Consider the following 17,412-nt stretch of genomic DNA (forward strand, 5'->3'; position numbering starts at 1 on the left):
CTCACTTGATCGCGTAAGCGATTACCTGGTCGCCGATCGGCGTTCCCATGAAGTGATGGCCGCCGGTCATGATCACCACGTACTGCTTGCCGCCGACCGCGTAGGTCATCGGGGTGGCCTGGCCACCGGCCGGCAGCACGTCCTGCCAGACGGTCCGGCCGGTCTTCAGGTCGATGGCCCGGATCAGGTTGTCGGTGGCGGCCGCCACGAACACCAGGCCGCCGGCCGTGACCACCGCCCCGCCGTTGTTGGGCGTGCCGATGGTCAGCGGCAGGCGCGAGGGCACGCCGAACGGGCCGTTGGTGCGGGCCGTGCCGAATGGGCGGTCCCACAGGGTCTTGCCGGTCCGCAGGTCGATGGCCCGGATGCCGCCATAAGGGGGCTCCTTGCACAGCAGGCCGGTCAGCGGCAGGCGCCAGCCGGCGTTGACGTCGATGGCGTAGGGCGTGCCGACCTGCGGGTCGCCCGCACCCTCGGCGCCCGTCTTCATCGAGCCGCCGCGAGCCTCGCCGCGCGGGGCCCAGCCCTTGGCGTCGGCCTCCTTGCGAGGGACCAGGCGGTTGTAGTTGGGCATGTCGTTGTAGTTGGCGACGATCACGCCGCGGCTGGAATCGATGGCGATCCCGCCCCAGTCCGAACCGCCGTTGTAGCCGGGATACTGGATGTAGCGCCGGTCGGCGACGGGCGGGGTGTAGAAGCCGTCATACTTGGCGCGCTTGAACTGGATGCGGCAGACCATCTGGTCGATCGGCGACATACCCCACATCTGGCGCTCGGTCAGGTCGGGCTTGCGCAGGGTGTGATAGGTCGAGAACGGCTGGGTCGGCGAGCGTTGCTCGGGCTCCAGCCCGCCCTGCGGCACGGCCCGCTCCTCCACCGGAACCAGCGGCTGGCCGGTGCGGCGGTCGAGCACATAGATGTCGCCCTTCTTGCTGGGCAGCACCACGGCCGGGACCGGGCCGGCCGCGGTCGGGAAGTCGACCAGGGAGCCTTGCGAGCCGAGGTCATAGTCCCAGACGTCGTTGTGCACGGTCTGAAAGCTCCAGCGCGGCTTGCCGGTGGTCACGTCCAGGGCGACCAGCGAGGTCGAATATTGCTTCTCCAGCGGCGAGCGGCCGCTGCTCCAGTAATCGGCGGCCGAGACGCCCAGTGGCAGGTAGACCAGGCCCAGGGCCTCGTCGCCGGTCGCCGTGGTCCACATGTTGGGCGTGCCCTTGGTGTAGGTCTCGCCAGGCGGCGGCCGGTCGGGGCGGTCGGGGCGGGCCATGTCCCAGGCCCAGCGCAGGGCGCCGGTCGTGGCGTCGAAGCCCTGGATCACGCCGGACGGCGCGTCGCGCCGCTGGCCGTCCAGCACCTGGTGGCCGACGACGATCACTCCGCGCACGATGGTCGGGGCCGAGGTGATCGACAGCATGCCGGGCGCGCTGGGGCCGATGCCGTCGGCGGTCAGGATCTGGCCGTCCTGGCCGAAGTCGGCGCAAGGGACGCCGGTGCGGGCGTCGACGGCGATCAGCCGGGCGTCCAGCGTGCCCTCGATGATCCGCGTCGCGCAGGCCTGGCCGGGCTTGGCGTCGGGCGCGGCGTAGTAGCTCACGCCCCGGCAGGCGGCGGTATAGGGGATGGCTTCGTCCTGGACCTTGGGGTCGTGGCGCCAGCGGGTCTGGCCGGTGGCCGCGTCGATGGCGATCATGATGTTCTTGGGCGTGCAGACATAGAGGGTGTCGCCGACCTTCAGCGGGGTGTTCTCGGCCCCGTACTTGCCGTCGGCGGCGGCGCTGGGCATGTCGCCGGTGCGGATCATCCACAGCCGCTCCAGCTTGCGGACATTGATCGGGTTGAGCTGGCCGAGCGGCGAATAGCGCTGGCCGGCATAGGTGCCGCCATAGGCCGGCCAGTCGACGCCGACCCGCAGCAGGGAGGGGTCGTTGTCGGTCATGGCGGCGACGGCCGGCAGGGGGCCGTCGACCTTGGCCTGGTTGGCCTTGGCCACCACCACGCCGCCAACGACCAGGAACACCACAAGGCCCGCGAGGCCGACCAGGGCCTTGCGTCGTCCGGGCGGGCCGGGGTCGAGCACCGGCAGGGCGGCCAGCACCAGGACCAGCAGCACGGTGGGGGCGACGACCCGCGGCGCCAGGGCCCAGCCGTTCAGCCCGACCTCCCACAGCGCCCACGCCACCGTGGCGACATAGACGCCGACATAGATCCAGGCGCCCAGCGCCCTGCGCCGCACCAGCATCGCCCCGGAAGCCAACAGGCCCAGACCCGCCAGGACATAGTAGGGCGAGCCGCCCAGCACCGCCAGCCAGGCGCCGCCGATCGTCAGGGTCAGGCCGATCAGGGCCAGTACGACGCCCAGGAGCCCGACGACCCAGCCGCCCGCCCCCCTTCTGGGTGATGCCACGGACGCCATGCGGTGCTCCAAGCTGAACAGTCTTGTGAGGCACAACAGTGCGTTCGCCGCGATGGTTCCGTGGGTGGTGATCCGGAAGCTGGATCTCTGCAGAATACTCTGCTTGACAGAGTGAATGATCCGGAACACTCTGTGCTACAGAGCGGCTCACCGCTCCTGCCATGGAGGCCCCGATGGGCATTTCGAGAACCGAGGCGGCGTCGGCCCTGACCGACATCGAACGCACCGCCGGCCGCAGTCGCGAACTGAGAGGCTATCAGATCGCCGGGCCGATCCTGATGGTCTGGGGCGTGGTCTGGGCGATCGGCTACAGCGCCATGGGCCTGCTGCCGGTCGAACGGTGGGGCCTGGTCTGGCTGCCGCTCGACGTGGTCGGCCTGACGGCCACCGTCCTGCTGTCGCGGCGGCCCCGGACGAACGGCCAGGCCGGCAAGACCGGCATGGGTTGGCGCATCGGCGTCGGCTCGATGGCCGTCGCGGCCTTCTTCGTCGGCACTTATACGGTTTTCCAACCGACCACGATCGAGCCCGCCATCGTCTATCCCGGACTGGTCACCGGCCTCGTCTATACGATGGTTGGCGTCGCCTTCATGCCGCGCTTCTTGTGGATCGGCGCCGCGGTGTTCGTGGCCAGCCTCGTCGGACACTTCTTGTTTCAGCCGTGGCTGGCCTTCTGGATGGCGGCGGTGGGCGGCGGGGGCCTGATCCTGGCCGGCCTGTGGCTGCGGAGGGCGTGAGCGTGGCGGAACTGGACGAGCTGATCCACCAGCCCCTGCGGCTGAAGATCATGGCCGCTCTGCATGCCGAACACGGCGAGCCGCTGGAGTTCTCGCGGCTGAAGGCCATCACCCTGGCCACCGACGGCAACCTGGGCAGCCACCTGACCACCCTGGAAAAGGCCGGCTATGTCGAGATCGCCAAGGATTTCGTCGGCAAGAAGCCCCGCACGCGGGTGGCGATGACCCCGGCGGGGCGCCAGGCGTTTCGCCGCCATGTCGACTATCTGCGCGAGGTGGTCGAAGGGGTGAGCGGGGACTAGGTTTCCGCCCAGTCATCCCCTCACGTCTGTCATCCCGGAAACGGCGAAGCCGTTATCCGGGACCGCCGGAAGCGCTTGCGTTCACGCGTCGGTCCCGGATCTTCGCGCTGCGCGCTCGTCCGGGATGACAGCTGAGATCAAACCGCCTTCACCGCCGAGACGATCGACTTCACCACCTTCTTGACCAGGGCCAGGTCGTCGCCCTCGGCCATGATGCGGATCAGCGGCTCGGTGCCCGACGGGCGCACCACGATGCGGCCCGTGCCGTTCAGCTGGGCCTCGCCGTCGGCGATGGCTTCCTTGACCGTCTTGGCCTCCAGCGGCTTGCCGCCGGCGAAGCGGACATTTTCCAGCAACTGCGGCAGGGGCTCGAACTGGCGGCCCAGGGCGCTCATCGGCTTGCCGGACTGGATCATCACCGCCAGCACCTGCAGGGCCGCGATCAGGCCGTCGCCCGTGGTCGAGAAGTCCGACAGGATGACGTGGCCCGACTGTTCGCCGCCCAGGTTGAAGCCGCCTTCGCGCATGCGGGCCATCACGTAGCGATCGCCGACGCTGGTGCGCTCCAGCTTCAGGCCGTTATCGGCCATCAACCGCTCGAGGCCGAGGTTGGACATCACCGTGGCCACCACGCCGCCGGCGTTCAGCCTGCCGGCCTTGGCGAAGGCCAGGGCGATGATCGCCATGATCTGGTCGCCGTCGACCACCACGCCCTTCTCGTCGCAGATCACCAGCCGGTCGGCGTCGCCGTCCAGGGCGATGCCGATGTCGGCGCGGTACTCGCGCACCAGCTTGGCCATCGCCTCGGGATGGGTGGAGCCGCATTCGGCGTTGATGTTGGTCCCGTCCGGCGAGACGCCGATCTCGATCACCTCGGCGCCCAGTTCGTAGAGGGCCGTGGGGGCCACCTTGTAGGCCGCGCCGTGCGCGCAATCGATGACGATGCGCAGGCCGGCCAGGCTCATCTGGCGCGGGAAGGTGGCCTTGACGATCTCGACATAGCGGGCCTGGGCGTCGTCGATGCGCTTGACGCGCCCGAGGCCGCGCGGCGGCGCCAGGCCCTCCTGCAGGCCCTCGTCCATCAGGGCCTCGATCTTCAGTTCCTGGTCGTCCGACAGCTTGTAGCCGTCGGGGCCGAACAGCTTGATGCCGTTGTCGGCGAAATCGTTGTGCGAGGCGCTGATCATCACGCCCAGGTCGGCGCGCATCGAGCGGGTCATCATCGCCACGGCCGGGGTTGGCAGGGGACCAAACAGCCGCACGTCCATGCCGACGCTGGCGAAGCCGGCGACCAGGGCCGGCTCGATCATGTAGCCCGACAGCCGGGTGTCCTTGCCGATCACCACCAGGTGGCGGCGGTCGTCCTGCGAGCGGAACAGCTTGCCGGCCGCCAGGCCGACCCGCAGGGCGACCTCGGCGGTCATCGGATGCTTGTTGGCCTGGCCGCGGATGCCGTCGGTGCCGAAATAGGCGCGCTTGCTCATGGTCGTCTTCCGGATCGCTCGGTTAGGCCGTCTTCGGAGCGCGAAACGATCCGAAATGCAGATTTATGAGGGCAGGGTCTGCACGAATGCTAAAGCCCGGCCATGAAATATCCGCTTCGACAGCAATAGTCTGGTCGACGCGTTCTACAAAGGATCATGGCCCATGTGCGGCATCATCGGCATCGTCGGAACCAAGCCCGTCACGGAGCGCCTGATCGACAGCCTCAAGCGGTTGGAATATCGCGGCTACGACTCGGCCGGCGTCGCCGCCGTCGTGGACGGGAAGGTCGAGCGCCGGCGGGCCCAGGGCAAGATCAAGAACCTGGAGGCGGTGCTGGTCGAACAGCCCCTGGTCGCCCAGAACGGCATCGGCCACGTGCGCTGGGCCACCCACGGCGCGCCCAATGTCGGCAACGCCCACCCCCACACCGCCGGCCGCGTCACCCTGGTGCACAACGGCATCATCGAGAACTTCGCCGAGCTGAAGGCCGAGCTGAAGGCCGCCGGCCGCGCCTTCGAGAGCGACACCGATACCGAGGTCATCGCCCACCTGGTCGACGCCGAGCTGGCCACCGGCCTGGCGCCGCTAGACGCCTTCAAGGCCACGCTGGACCGCCTGACCGGGGCTTACGCCCTGGCGGTGCTGATCGAGGGCGCCGACAACCTGATCCTCGGCGCCCGGCGCGGCAGTCCGCTGGTGGTCGGCGAGGGCCAGGGCGAGATGTTCCTGGGCTCCGACGCCCTGGCCGTCGGCCCGTTCACCAACCGGGTGATCTATCTGGAGGAGGGCGACTTCGTGGCCCTCGACCATGACGGCGCCCAGATTTTCGACGTCACGGGCGCGTCGGTCCAGCGCCCCGTGAAGGTCGTCCCCGCCTCGGCGGTGATGATGGAGAAGGGCAACTACCGGCACTTCATGGAAAAGGAGATCCACGACCAGCCGGAGGGCTGCCAGCGGACGATCGCCGCCTATGTCGACGCCCTGACCGCTCGCACCGCCATGCCCGGCGGCCTCGACTTCAAGGCCCTGGAGCGCATCCAGATCGTCGCCTGCGGCACCTCCTACATCGCCGGGGTGATCGGCAAGTACCTGATCGAGCAACTGGCCGATCTGCCGGTCGACGTCGAGATCGCCTCGGAGTTCCGCTATCGCCAGCCCGCCCTGCGGCCGGGCTCGCTGGTCATCGCCATGTCGCAGTCGGGCGAGACCGCCGACACCCTGGCCGCCCTGCGCTACTGCAAGGCCAAGGGCATGAAGAGCGCCGTGGTGGTCAACGCCCAGGAGTCCACCATGGCCCGCGAGGTCGACGTGGTCTGGCCGATCCATTGCGGACCCGAGATCGGCGTGGCCTCGACCAAGGCCTTTACCGCCCAGGTCAGCGTGATGATCGCCCTGGCCGTCGCCGCCGCCAAGGCGCGCGGGACGATCGACGCCGCCGAGGAGCAGCGCCTGGTCAGGGTGATGCTCGAGGCCCCGCGGCTGATCGCCGAGGCCATCGGCCTGGAGGACAGTCTCAAGGAGATCGCCGCCGAGATCGCCAAGGCCCGCGACGTGCTCTATCTGGGTCGCGGCCCGATGTCGGCCCTGGCCCTGGAAGGCGCGCTGAAGCTCAAGGAGATCAGCTACATCCACGCCGAGGGCTACGCCGCCGGCGAGCTGAAGCACGGTCCGATCGCCCTGGTCGACGACCAGACCCCGATCATCATTCTCGCGCCCTATGACAGCTGGTTTGAAAAGTCGGCCTCGAACATGAGCGAGGTGATGGCGCGCGGCGGCCAGGTGGTGTTCGTCACCGACCCGCAAGGCGCCAAGCACGCCCCGGCCGGGGCCCGGGTGGTGGTCACGGCCCCGGCCAGCGACCCGCTGGTCTCGGCCCTGGTGATGTCGGCCCCGATCCAGCTGCTGGCCTACCACGTCGCCGTGCTGAAGGGCGCGGACGTCGACCAGCCGCGGAATTTGGCCAAGTCGGTGACGGTGGAATGATCCTTGGAGCCGCTCATCCCCGCGAAAGCGGGGACCCAAGCTGAGTGTCCGTCTGATCGCAAGACGACTGCCGATCAGCAGTTCAAGGTTTCGTAGAGGTCAGCCCACGTCGGATTGACCGCCTCGATCATCTGGATTTTCCAGGCGCGATTCCATTTCTTGATCTGCCGTTCGCGGATGAGCACGCCTTCGCGCGTCTCGCACAGCTCGTACCAGACCAGTCGGCCGACGCCGTACTTGGACGTGAAGCCCTTGCGGACCTTTTCCCGATGCTCCCAGATCCGCCGCGCGAGGTCGTCGGTGTGACCGCAATAGAGGGTGCCGTAGGGCTTGCTGGCGAGCAGGTAGACGGCAAACATTCTGTCCATAATGCGCTTCCCGAGTAGGAACATATCATGAACAATACTCAACTCCACCACAACCCGACTATCCCCGCGAAAGCGGGGACCCAAGCTGAATTGGCCGGGCAACTCCTGTCCGCAGATGTTCTTGAGGCTGAAGGTCCGCTTGGATCCCCGCTTTCGCGGGGATGATCGGATTTGGGGTGCGTCTAGCTGGCGCTACGCCAGCTTCGAGTTCCGCGCCGAATAGCCGAAGTACAGCACGCACGCCGCCGCCACCCAGACGCCGAACAGGATCCAGGTGTCGAGCGGCAGTCCCACGATCAGGTAGCCGCAGAACGCCACGCTGAGCGCCGGGACCACGGGATAGAACGGCACGCGGTAGCCGCGCGGCAGGTCCGGCTGGGTGCGGCGCAGGATGATCACCCCCAGCGAGACGATGGCGAAGGCGATCAGCGTGCCCATGCTGGTCAGGTTGACCAGGGTGTCGAGCGGCACGAAGGCGGCCAGCACGGCGATGAAGGCCGCGACGATATAGGTGTTGAGGTCCGGCGTCTGGGTCCTGGGGTTGACCCGCTGGAACAGCTTCGGCAGCAGGCCGTCGCGGCTCATGGCGTAAAGGATGCGGGTCTGGCCGTACATCACCACCAGGGTGATGCTGAAGATCGAGACGATGGCCCCGACGCAGAGGATCAGTGAGGTCCAGGCCTGGCCGGTCAGGTTGCGCAGGATCACCGCCAGCCCGGCCTCCTGGCCGGCGAAGGCGGTCCAGGGTTGGGCCCCGACGGCGGCCAGGGCGACCAGGATATAGACCGCCGTGACGATCAACAGGCTGAGGATGATGCCCAGCGGCAGGGTGCGGCGCGGGTCCTTGACCTCGTCGCCGGCCGTCGAGACGGCGTCGATGCCGATGTAGGAGAAGAAGATCGACGAGGCCGCCGCCCCGATCCCGGCCACGCCCATCGGCGCGAACGGCTTGAGGTTCTCGGCGTGGAAGCCGCTGAAGGCGATGACCACGAAGAACAGCAGCACCAGCAGCTTGAGCACCACCAGCACGGCGTTGACCGTCACCGACTCCTTCACTCCGCGCAGCAGCAGCACCAGGCAGGCCCCGACCAGCACCACGGCCGGCAGGTTGAACACCCCGCCCGCCCCCGGGGCCTTGGCGATGGCGTCGGGCATCCGCCAGCCGATCAGGTCGGAGAACATCTCGTTCAGGTATTGCCCCCAGCCTACGGCGATCGCCGAGGCCGACACCGCGTATTCCAGCAGCAGGCAGGCCCCGACGATGAAGGCCACGAACTCGCCCAGGGTGGCGTAGGCGTAGGAATAGGACGAGCCCGACACCGGGATTGTCGAGGCCAGCTCGGCGTAGCACAGGGCGGTCAGGGCCGCGGTGATCCCGGCGATCACGAACGACACCACCACCGCCGGGCCGGCGGCGGGCACGGCGGTGGTCAGGGCCACGAAGATGCCGGTGCCGATGGTGGCCCCGACCCCGAGCATGGTCAGCTGGAACAGGCCGATCGAACGGTGCAGGCCTTCCTCGGGCAAATGTTCGCCGCCCTCGGCGATGACCCGCCCGACCGGTTTGCGCCGAAACAGGTCGGCGGCGCGAAACTGACCCATGGATACCGGCCCCAGCCTTGGGGTCCCAGGATGCGACCGCCTTTGCGGCGGCTAACTACCCTCGGGCGGCGTCGAACATCAACCGTGCAGACCGTCCTTGATCGCCTGCTTGACCCTCAGGCCAGGAACCTCGGTGAACACCAGGTCGTCGCGGCCGAAATAGCCCTTCTGCCGCCTGGCGCACCAGTCGGTGGTGACGATCACGTAGTGGTCCTTGGCGGGCGGCCGCGTCGGGGCGCCGTAGACGAAGTCGCCGGTGCGGCGTGCCAGCGGCAGGTCGCCGTCCTGATTGGCGCGCGACAGGATGTCGGCCAGCACGGCGGCGCTGACCTGCGCCTTCATCATCGCGCCGTCGAAACGGACCACGGCGTCGTAAGCGTACTGGGTCAGGTCGCCGGCCGGCAGGCCCGTGCCCAGCGTGGTGTGGCCCATGAAGCCGACGTCGGCTCCGGCCGCCCCGGCCATGAGCGTCGCCACCGTCCGGCCGGTGTCGCCCAGCGACAGGGCCTTGGGGATATGGGCGACCACCGCCGTCTCGGCCGGGGTCAGCTGAGCCTTCAGGGTCGCGGCGACCAGGGCGGCCAGGGCCGGGTCGGCGGGTCCGGCCGGATCGACATGGACGCGCTCGATGCGGATCGGCGCGGCCCTGTCCGCCAGGTCGATCGTCGCCACGCTCAGCGGCTCGCCCCAGGCGCCGGTGTGGACATAGCGGGTGCGGCCCTGGGCGTGGTCGAAGGCCAGGTGGTCGTGGCCGCCCAGGACCAGGGTCCCGTCCGGAATGGCCGGCAGGATCAGTTTGTCGGCCGGCAGGCCCGCATGGCTCATGACGATCAGGAAGCCATCGTCGGGCGCGGCCTTGGGCAGGTTGGCCGCCGCCCAGGCGGTCGGGTCCTGAACGGACAGGGTCGGGCGGATGTCCTTGGGATAGGTGTCGAGCGAGTTGGTGGCGATGCCGACCAGGTGGACCGGGAAACCGAGGTCGAGGGTGGCCCGCGACGTGGCGGCCGGCCGGCCGGTGCGGGCGTCGACGATGTTGCTCAGCACGGTAATGCCCAGGGCCCGGGCCCGGTCGATGGTCTTGGCCTGGTCGTCCACCAGGTCTGCGTCGTGGTTGCCCAGGTTGATGACCACCGGCGCCAGTTGGGTCAGGGCCTCCAGGAACGCCCAGTCCAGCGCGCCGCCGGTGCGCTGGGCCACGACGTTGCCGTGCTCGAACAGGTCGCCGTCCAGCAGGATCAGGCTGGGCGCGCGGTCGCGGTGGACCACCCGGCGCATGGTCTCCAGCAGCGGCGCCAGGCGGCCATAGGCCGAGTGCAGGTCCGACAGCATCAGGATGCGGGCCTTGCCGCGCTGTCCCGCCGCCAGGGCCGGTCCGCCGGCCAGGCTCGCCAGCCCGACACCGGCCAGGACCCGCAGGAGAAGTCGCCGCGAGGCCGCGTTCGAACCGGTCATGCCAGCCGTCGCTCGCCGTCGACCATGTAGTCGCGCGTCACCGGCAGGGCGCCGACCTTCTTGGCCACCTGGATCTGGAAGACCATGTGGCCGCCGTAGCGGAAGCCCAGCTCGGCCCCGCACAGGTAGAATTCCCACATCCGCCGGAACCGCGCGTCGAACATCGCCGGGATGTCCGGATCGGCCAGGAACCGCATCCGCCAGTGCTTGCAGGTCTCGGCGTAGTGCAGGCGCAGGATCTCGATGTCGGTGATCCACAGGCCGGCCTCCTCGACCGCCTTGACGATCTCCGACAGGCCCGGGATGTAGCCGCCGGGGAAGATGTATTTCTGGGTGAAGGCGTTGGTCGCGCCGGGGCCCGACATCCGGCCGATCGAGTGGATCACCGCGCTGCCGTCGTCGGCCAGCAGCTTTTTCACCGTCTCGAAATAGGTGCGGAAATTGGGGGCGCCGACGTGCTCCAGCATGCCGACCGAGACGATGCGGTCGAAGGTCTCGTCGAGGTCGCGATAGTCGGTCAGCCGAAACTCGACCTGGTCGGACAGCCCGGCCTGCTCGGCCCGCTCCCGGGCCAGGGCCAGTTGCTCGGTCGACAGGGTGACCCCGGTCATCTTCGCCCCATGGTCGGCCGCCAGGGTCAGGGCCATGCCGCCCCAGCCCGAGCCGATGTCGAGCACCTTCATGCCGGGCGTGATGTTCAGCTTGGCGCCGATATGGGCCTTCTTGGCGACCTGCGCCTCCTCCAGCGTCATGTCGGGACGGGCGAAATAGGCGCAGCTGTACTGCATGTCGGTGTCGAGGAAGCGGCGGTAGAGTTCGTTCGACACGTCGTAGTGGTGGGCGACGTTGCGGCGCGAGGCGATGCGGTCGTTGATAGACTGCACGCTGCGCTTGAACGCCTTTCGCGTGCGGGTCAGCCACGAGCCGCGCTTGGGCGTGCGGCCGCCGCTCTTGCCGACGATCTCCAGCAGGTCCCACAGCGTGCCCTGGTCCAGCGTCAGGTCGCCGTCCATATAGGCCTCGCCGAGGCCCAGGCTGGGATTGGAGACCAGGCGGCGCAGGCCCTTGCCGGTGATGCGCATGACCACCGGAGGGCCCGAGCCGTCGCCGGCCGTCTTCACGGAACCGCCGGGGAGGTGGACGGTCAGGTTGCCCACCTTGACCATTTTGTTCAGCAGAGCTTCGATCATGGCCGCGACCCTAGCGCGAGGGTCGCGGGCAAGAACAGATCGAAATTTTCGTCCGTCTCCCCTTGCGAAACGACGCCCGCGAACCGGTCAGCGCTCGCTGTCGAGGTGGGCCATCTGGGCTTCGGCGTAGCGCGTGCCGGCCGCCGCGTCCCTGGGCACGGCCCGTTCGATGGCGGCCAGGTCGTCGGCCGACAGGGCGACGTGCAGCGCGCCGAGCGACTCCGTCAGGCGCGTGCGGGTGCGCGCCCCGACCAGCGGGATGATGTCGTCGCCCTGGGCGGCGACCCAGGCGATGGCGATCTGGGCGATGCTGGCGCCCTTGGCTTCGGCGATCGTTCGCAGCGCCTCGACCAGGGCCAGGTTCCTGTCGACGTTGTCGCCCTGGAAGCGCGGCGAGAAGGCGCGGAAGTCGCCCTTCTCCTGCCCCTGGTTCCTGTCCCAATGGCCGCTGATCAGGCCGCGCGACAGCACGCCATAGGCCGTCATGCCGATGCCCAGCTCGCGCAGGACCGGCAGGATCTTGTCCTCGAGGCTCCGCGAGATCAGCGAATACTCGATCTGCAGGTCGACGATCGGATGGACGGCGGCGGCCTTGCGGATGGTCTCGGCCCCGACCTCGGACAGGCCGATGTGGCGCACATAACCGGCCTTGACCAGGTCGGCGATGGCGCCGACCGTGTCCTCGATCGGCACGTCGGGATCCAGGCGGGCCGGGCGATAGATGTCGACATGGTCGACGCCCAGGCGCTGCAGCGTATAGGCCAGCGACGTCTTCACCGCCGCCGGACGGCCGTCGAAGCCGATCCAGCCGCCCGCCGGGTCGCGCTGGGCGCCGAACTTGACGCTGAGGATCGCCTGGTCGCGCTTGTGGCCCTTCAGCGCCTCGCCGATCAGCATCTCGTTGTGGCCCATGCCGTAGAAGTCGCCGGTGTCGATCAGGGTGATCCCGGCCTCGAGGGCGGCGTCGATCGTCGCCAGGCTCTCGGCGCGGTCCGAGGGGCCGTACATGCCCGACATGCCCATGGCGCCCAGGCCCAGGGCCGAGACGACGGGGCCGGTCTTGCCGAGTTGACGCGTTTGCATGGTGAGGTCTCCGTGAAAGGGCGCGGGGGAGCACGCCGAGTTCGATGGAGCGGACTATGCAGCGCCGCCTCGCGTGCGATAATCCGTTCATTATTGCACGAGCTGTTCGGAAATTCGCACAATGGCCCAGCCCGACCTCGCCGATCTCGACGCCTTCACCGCGGTGGCGCGGGTCCGCAGCTTCCGCGGCGCGGCGGCCCTGCGTGGCGTGTCGCCCTCGTCGCTGTCGGAAGCCCTGCGCCGGCTGGAGGCGGCCCTGGGCGTGCGGCTGCTCAACCGCACCACCCGCAGCGTCACCCCCACCGAGGCCGGCGAGCGGCTGCTGGCCCGCCTGACCCCGGCCCTGGCCGATGTCGGCCTGGCCCTGGACGAGGTCAACGCCTTCCGCGACAGCCCGACCGGGGTGCTGAAGCTCAACGTGCCGGGCGCGGTGGCCCGCATCGTCTTTCCCGACCTGATCCCGCGCTTCCTGGCCGCCCATCCCGGCATCCGCGTCGAGGTCACCGCCGAGGACAGCTTCGTCGACGTGCTGGCCGCCGGCTTCGACGCCGGGGCCCGCTACGACGAGCGGCTGGAGAAGGACATGATCGCCATACCCCTGGCGGGGCCGCAGCGCTTCGTGGTGGTCGGCTCGCCGACCTATTTCGCCGAGCACGGGCGGCCCACCCACCCGCGCGAGGTGCTGAGCCACCCCTGCATTCGCCACCGCTTCGCCAGTGGGGCCAGCTACGCCTGGGAGTTCGAGAAGGAAGGCGAGGTGATCCGCGTCCAGCCCGAAGGCCCGCTGATCACCACCAGCGGCGACCTGGAACTGGCCGCCGCCGTGGCGGGCGTCGGCCTGCTGGCCACCTTCGAGGGCTTCGCGGCCGAGCTGATCGCGGCGGGCAAGCTGGAGACCGTGCTCGACGACTGGCTGCCGCCGTTCAGCGGGCCGTATCTCTATTATCCCAGCCGTCGGCACATGCCCGCGCCGCTACGGGCGTTCGTGGATTTCGTGAAGGCGGAGAAGAAATAAGAAATTCTGTCCCTCCCCCTTGCGGGGAGGGGGGCGGCGAAGCCGACGGGTGGGGCAGGTGCAGGGCGCCCATTCCTTAGGCTCAATGCGGCGGCTCCCCCACCCGACCCCTTCGGGGCCACCCTCCCCGCAAGGGGGAGGGAAGGGCTTGGGATGCAGAACCCGTCCAGAGCGGGTGAAATCTCCCCCCAACCCGCTACGCTGAGCGCCGTGTTAGAAACCCTGTTCTTGCTTCCGCGCGCCCCTGGGCGTAACGGGTCCGCTCCCGCCGCCGCTGGCGGGCTCAGATACAGAAATTGGAGGCTGCGATGGGTTACCGGGTCGCCGTGGTCGGCGCCACGGGCAATGTGGGCCGTGAGATGTTCAATATCCTCGAGGAACTGAAGTTCCCCGTCGAGAAAATGCATGCCATCGCCTCGCGTAAATCCATCGGCGTGGAAGTCTCGTTCGGCAGCCAGATTCTGCACTGCGAGGACCTGGAGCAGTTCGACTTCTCCAAGGTCGACATCGTGCTGATGAGCGCCGGCGGGTCGATTTCCAAGGCCTGGGGCGAGAAGATCGGCGCGGCCGGTCCGATCGTCATCGACAATTCCAGCCACTTCCGGATGGATCCGGACGTGCCGCTGGTGGTGCCGGAAGTGAACCCCGACGCCGTCAACCACCTGCCCAAGAACATCATCGCCAACCCCAACTGCTCGACCGCGCAGCTAGTGGTGGTGCTGGCCCCCCTGCACGCCGAAGCCAAGATCAAGCGCGTCGTCGTCTCGACCTACCAGTCGGTGTCGGGCGCGGGCAAGGAAGGCATGGACGAGCTGTGGGAACAGACCAAGGGCGTGTTCGTCCTGGGCGCCCCGGCTCCGAAGAAGTTCACCAAGCAGATCGCCTTCAACGTCATCCCCCACATCGACTCCTTCATGGAGGACGGCTTCACCAAGGAAGAGTGGAAGATGATGATGGAGACCAAGAAGATCTTGGATCCGTCGATCAAGCTGGTCGCCACCTGCGTGCGGGTGCCGGTCATGGTCGGCCACGCCGAGGCGGTCAACATCGAGTTCGAGACCCCGTTGGACGAGGACGACGTCCGCGAGATCCTGCGCGACGCCGACGGCGTGTCCGTCGTCGATAAGCGCGAGGACGGCGGCTATATGACGCCCAAGGAAAGCGCCGGCGAGTTCCCGGTCTATGTCTCGCGCATCCGCACCGACCCCACGGTCGAGAACGGCATCGTACTCTGGTGCGTGGCCGACAACCTGCGCAAGGGCGCGGCGCTGAACGCCGTGCAGATCGCCCAGCTCCTGCATGAGCGCGGCCTGATCAAGCAGAAGACGCCGGCTTAAGACGACCCTCGTCGTCCCCGCCCGCGGCGGGGACGACGATGGACCAGCCTTCGGGACCGGACATCGCGCCCCTCGCAAGAAGCGGGCGGACGACAGGGGATCTCCCTGTCAGATCCTTCCGAAAGGCTTTTCCCATGGTTTCCAGCACTGCCCCGGACACCAAGCCGGCCTATATCGCCGGCGTGGCCTGCTATGGCCTCTGGGGCTTCCTGCCGCTCTATTTCCACCTGCTGCACCAGTTGGGCGTCGGCTCGTGGGAGATGATCGCCCACCGCACGATGTGGTCGGTGCTGTGGGCCGGCGGCCTGGTGCTGCTGGCCAAGCAGGGCGGCCAGGTGGCGGCGGTGCTGCGCCAGCCCAAGACCCTGGCCATGCTGGCTCTGTCGACCCTGGCGATCTTCGGCAACTGGACGATCTACGTGTTCGCGGTCAACGCCGGCCACGTGATCGAGGCCAGCCTCGGCTACTACATCAACCCGCTGATGAACATGGCGGCCGGGGCGCTGCTGTTCCGTGAGCGGATGAGTCTGGAAGGCAAGGTCGCCATCGGCCTGGCCGCGGTCGGCGTCGCCATCCAGACCCTGGCCCTGGGTCACCTGCCGATCGTCTCGCTGGGCCTGGCCCTGACCTTCTGCGTCTACGCCATCCTGCGCAAACAGGTGAAGGCCGACGCCCAGACAGGGCTGTTCATCGAGTGCGCCTATCTGGCCCTGCCGGGGCTGGCCTATGTCTGGTACCTGCAATCGAGCGGCGCCGGGCACTTCGGTTCGGGCGTTCCGGTGTCGAGCCTGCTGATGCTGGCCGGCCCGGCCACCGTCGTGCCGCTGGCGCTGTTCGCCTGGTCGGCCCGCCGCCTGCCGCTCAGCGCCGTCGGCTTCCTGCAGTTCATCGCCCCGACCATCCAGTTCCTGCTCGGTGTCGCCCTGGGCGAGGCCTTCACGCCGCTGCGGGCCTTGTCGTTCGTGTTCATCTGGCTGGGCGTGGCGGTGTTCGCCTATGGGGCGTGGAAGCGGACTCGGGTGGTGGCGGCGGTGTGATCAAAGCGCGTCATCCCCGCACATGCGGGGATGACGGCGTTATGTGAGGGGCTAGGCTGGCGCTTCACGTGAGCCGCCGCATGCCGACCCGACGATCCCTGCTCGCCACCGCCGGCGCCCTGGCCATGACCGGCGGCGCGGACGACGACTTCGCCGCCCTGCTGAACGGCGACGGCGACCCGCAAGCCGCCGTCCCGGCCCTGGCCGGCGTCGCCTTCCGCGGTCCGACCCGCCCGGCCGTGCTGACCGTGGCCCGTGGCCTGGCGCGGGTATCCGCCGACCGGGCGATGACGCCGGACTCTCCGGCCCGCATCGCCTCGATCTCCAAGCTGGTCACGGCCATCGGCTTCATGACCCTGGTCGAGGCCGGCAAGGTCGGGCTGGACGACGACGTGTCCGACATCCTCGGCTGGGCGCTGCGCCATCCGCGCTTTCCAAAGGCGGTGATCACCCCGCGCCGCCTGCTGTCGCACACCAGCGGCCTGCGCAACGGGCCCAGCTATCCCGTCGCCTTCGGCCGTCCGCTGGGCGCCGCCCTGACGCCGGGCGGCGCCCAGTGGGACGACGGGGCCTGGTTCGGTCCGGCCAGCGAGCCGCCCGGCGACTGGTTCGCCTATGGCGACGTCAATTACGCGGTGGTCGCCCAGCTGATCGAGCGGCGGTCGGGCCAGCGCTTCGACCGGTTCATGGCGTCGCGCGTCTTCCAGCCCCTGGGGCTGAGCTGTGGTTTCAACTGGAGCGGCGTTCCCCAGGCGGCGCGCGACCGGCGCGCCGTTCTCTATCGCAAGGCCCCGTCGGACGACGGCCCGTGGAACGCCGCCGGGCCGTGGGTCGCCCAGCTGGACGAAACCCTGCCGCCGGCGCCCCAGGCCGCCGTCCGGGTCGCGCCCGAGGCGGCCGGCCGCGCGCTCGACGGCTATGTTCCCGGCGAGAACGGCTTCGTCTTCGCGCCGCAGGGCGGCCTGCGGGCCTCGGTTCGCGACCTGGAGGCGCTGGGTCGGGTGCTGGCGCGACGCGGCGCGCCGATCCTCAAGGCCGCGACCTTCGCGACCATGGCCGCGCCCGCTTGGCGCTTCGATCCCGCGCGTCCGAACGGCGAGGGCTATGGCGGCCTGATCCGCGCCTACGGTCTGGGCGTCCAGACCCTGACCGGCGGCAAGGGCGGCGATGGGGGCGGCGACGGGGGCGACAACCCCTTCGACGGCTGCGAAGGCTGGATCGGCCACGCCGGCGACGCCTACGGCCTGACCTCCGGCCTGTGGGTCGACCCCGGGAGCGGCCGGGGCATGGCCTATCTGCTCACCGGCCAGGCCGCGCCGCTGAAGCACAACCGGGGGCGCTCGATGCTCACGCGCCAGGAGGAAGCCATGGCCGCGCGGCTGGCCAGGGCCTGAAGTGCGCGGGCTGG

14 protein-coding genes are annotated in these 17,412 nt (G+C 69.0%); 7 read left to right on the plus strand and 7 right to left on the minus strand.

Features of this window, described 5'->3' with window-relative positions; all coding sequences use genetic code 11:
• Position 1: 1 nt before the first annotated feature.
• The gene (locus tag ASD79_RS22560) at positions 2–2,413 is read right to left on the minus strand and encodes a membrane-bound PQQ-dependent dehydrogenase, glucose/quinate/shikimate family (RefSeq protein ID WP_056725874.1); all 2,412 of its coding nucleotides are present in this window, start codon (positions 2,411–2,413) and stop codon (positions 2–4) included.
• Positions 2,414–2,586: 173 nt separating this feature from the next.
• Here ASD79_RS22560 and ASD79_RS22565 point away from each other — a divergent pair, with 173 nt between their 5' ends.
• Complete coding sequence (locus tag ASD79_RS22565) at positions 2,587–3,150, plus strand: hypothetical protein (protein ID WP_056725876.1); 564 nt, start codon at positions 2,587–2,589, stop codon at positions 3,148–3,150.
• A 2-nt stretch (positions 3,151–3,152) separates the two neighbouring features.
• On the plus strand, positions 3,153–3,452 hold the full coding sequence (locus ASD79_RS22570) for a transcriptional regulator (RefSeq protein WP_056725878.1): 300 nt from the start codon (positions 3,153–3,155) through the stop codon (positions 3,450–3,452).
• 137 nt (positions 3,453–3,589) lie between these two features.
• Here ASD79_RS22570 and glmM read toward each other — a convergent pair whose 3' ends face one another.
• A complete protein-coding gene (gene glmM, locus ASD79_RS22575) occupies positions 3,590–4,936 on the minus strand; it encodes a phosphoglucosamine mutase (protein ID WP_056725880.1) in 1,347 nt (448 codons plus the stop codon).
• A gap of 163 nt (positions 4,937–5,099) precedes the next feature.
• On the opposite strand from glmM, the gene glmS reads away from it, so the two are divergent.
• Positions 5,100–6,920 carry a glutamine--fructose-6-phosphate transaminase (isomerizing) gene (gene glmS, locus ASD79_RS22580; RefSeq protein ID WP_056725882.1) on the plus strand — a complete coding sequence of 607 codons (1,821 nt, stop codon included), beginning with the start codon at positions 5,100–5,102 and terminating at the stop codon, positions 6,918–6,920.
• Positions 6,921–6,994: 74 nt separating this feature from the next.
• Here the strand turns inward: glmS and ASD79_RS22585 are convergent, their stop codons facing one another.
• The 5 genes from ASD79_RS22585 to ASD79_RS22605 form a co-directional block, all read right to left on the minus strand.
• Entirely contained in the window at positions 6,995–7,288 is a 294-nt protein-coding gene (locus ASD79_RS22585; protein ID WP_200952347.1) for a GIY-YIG nuclease family protein, read from the minus strand.
• Positions 7,289–7,480: 192 nt separating this feature from the next.
• A complete protein-coding gene (locus ASD79_RS22590; RefSeq protein WP_056725886.1) occupies positions 7,481–8,890 on the minus strand; it encodes an APC family permease in 1,410 nt (469 codons plus the stop codon).
• A gap of 78 nt (positions 8,891–8,968) precedes the next feature.
• Entirely contained in the window at positions 8,969–10,342 is a 1,374-nt protein-coding gene (locus ASD79_RS22595) for a metallophosphoesterase (protein WP_056725887.1), read from the minus strand.
• The gene (locus tag ASD79_RS22600) at positions 10,339–11,532 is read right to left on the minus strand and encodes a cyclopropane-fatty-acyl-phospholipid synthase family protein (protein ID WP_056725889.1); all 1,194 of its coding nucleotides are present in this window, start codon (positions 11,530–11,532) and stop codon (positions 10,339–10,341) included. The genes ASD79_RS22595 and ASD79_RS22600 overlap by 4 nt, the downstream gene beginning before the upstream one ends.
• An 87-nt stretch (positions 11,533–11,619) precedes the next feature.
• Complete coding sequence (locus tag ASD79_RS22605; protein ID WP_056725890.1) at positions 11,620–12,615, minus strand: aldo/keto reductase; 996 nt, start codon at positions 12,613–12,615, stop codon at positions 11,620–11,622.
• A 121-nt stretch (positions 12,616–12,736) separates the two neighbouring features.
• On the opposite strand from ASD79_RS22605, the gene ASD79_RS22610 reads away from it, so the two are divergent.
• The 4 genes from ASD79_RS22610 (at position 12,737) to ASD79_RS22625 (ending at position 17,398) form a co-directional block, all read left to right on the plus strand.
• On the plus strand, positions 12,737–13,630 hold the full coding sequence (locus ASD79_RS22610) for a LysR family transcriptional regulator (protein ID WP_056725892.1): 894 nt from the start codon (positions 12,737–12,739) through the stop codon (positions 13,628–13,630).
• Positions 13,631–13,938: 308 nt separating this feature from the next.
• Positions 13,939–14,967, plus strand: coding sequence for an aspartate-semialdehyde dehydrogenase (locus tag ASD79_RS22615; protein WP_056725894.1), 1,029 nt, complete (start codon positions 13,939–13,941; stop codon positions 14,965–14,967).
• A 134-nt stretch (positions 14,968–15,101) separates the two neighbouring features.
• Entirely contained in the window at positions 15,102–16,004 is a 903-nt protein-coding gene (gene rarD, locus ASD79_RS22620) for an EamA family transporter RarD (protein WP_056725896.1), read from the plus strand.
• Positions 16,005–16,084: 80 nt separating this feature from the next.
• Positions 16,085–17,398, plus strand: coding sequence for a serine hydrolase (locus ASD79_RS22625; protein WP_056725898.1), 1,314 nt, complete (start codon positions 16,085–16,087; stop codon positions 17,396–17,398).
• Positions 17,399–17,412 lie beyond the last annotated feature (14 nt).

This window comes from Caulobacter sp. Root655, from assembly GCF_001427665.1.
Classification (GTDB): Bacteria; Pseudomonadota; Alphaproteobacteria; order Caulobacterales; family Caulobacteraceae; genus Caulobacter.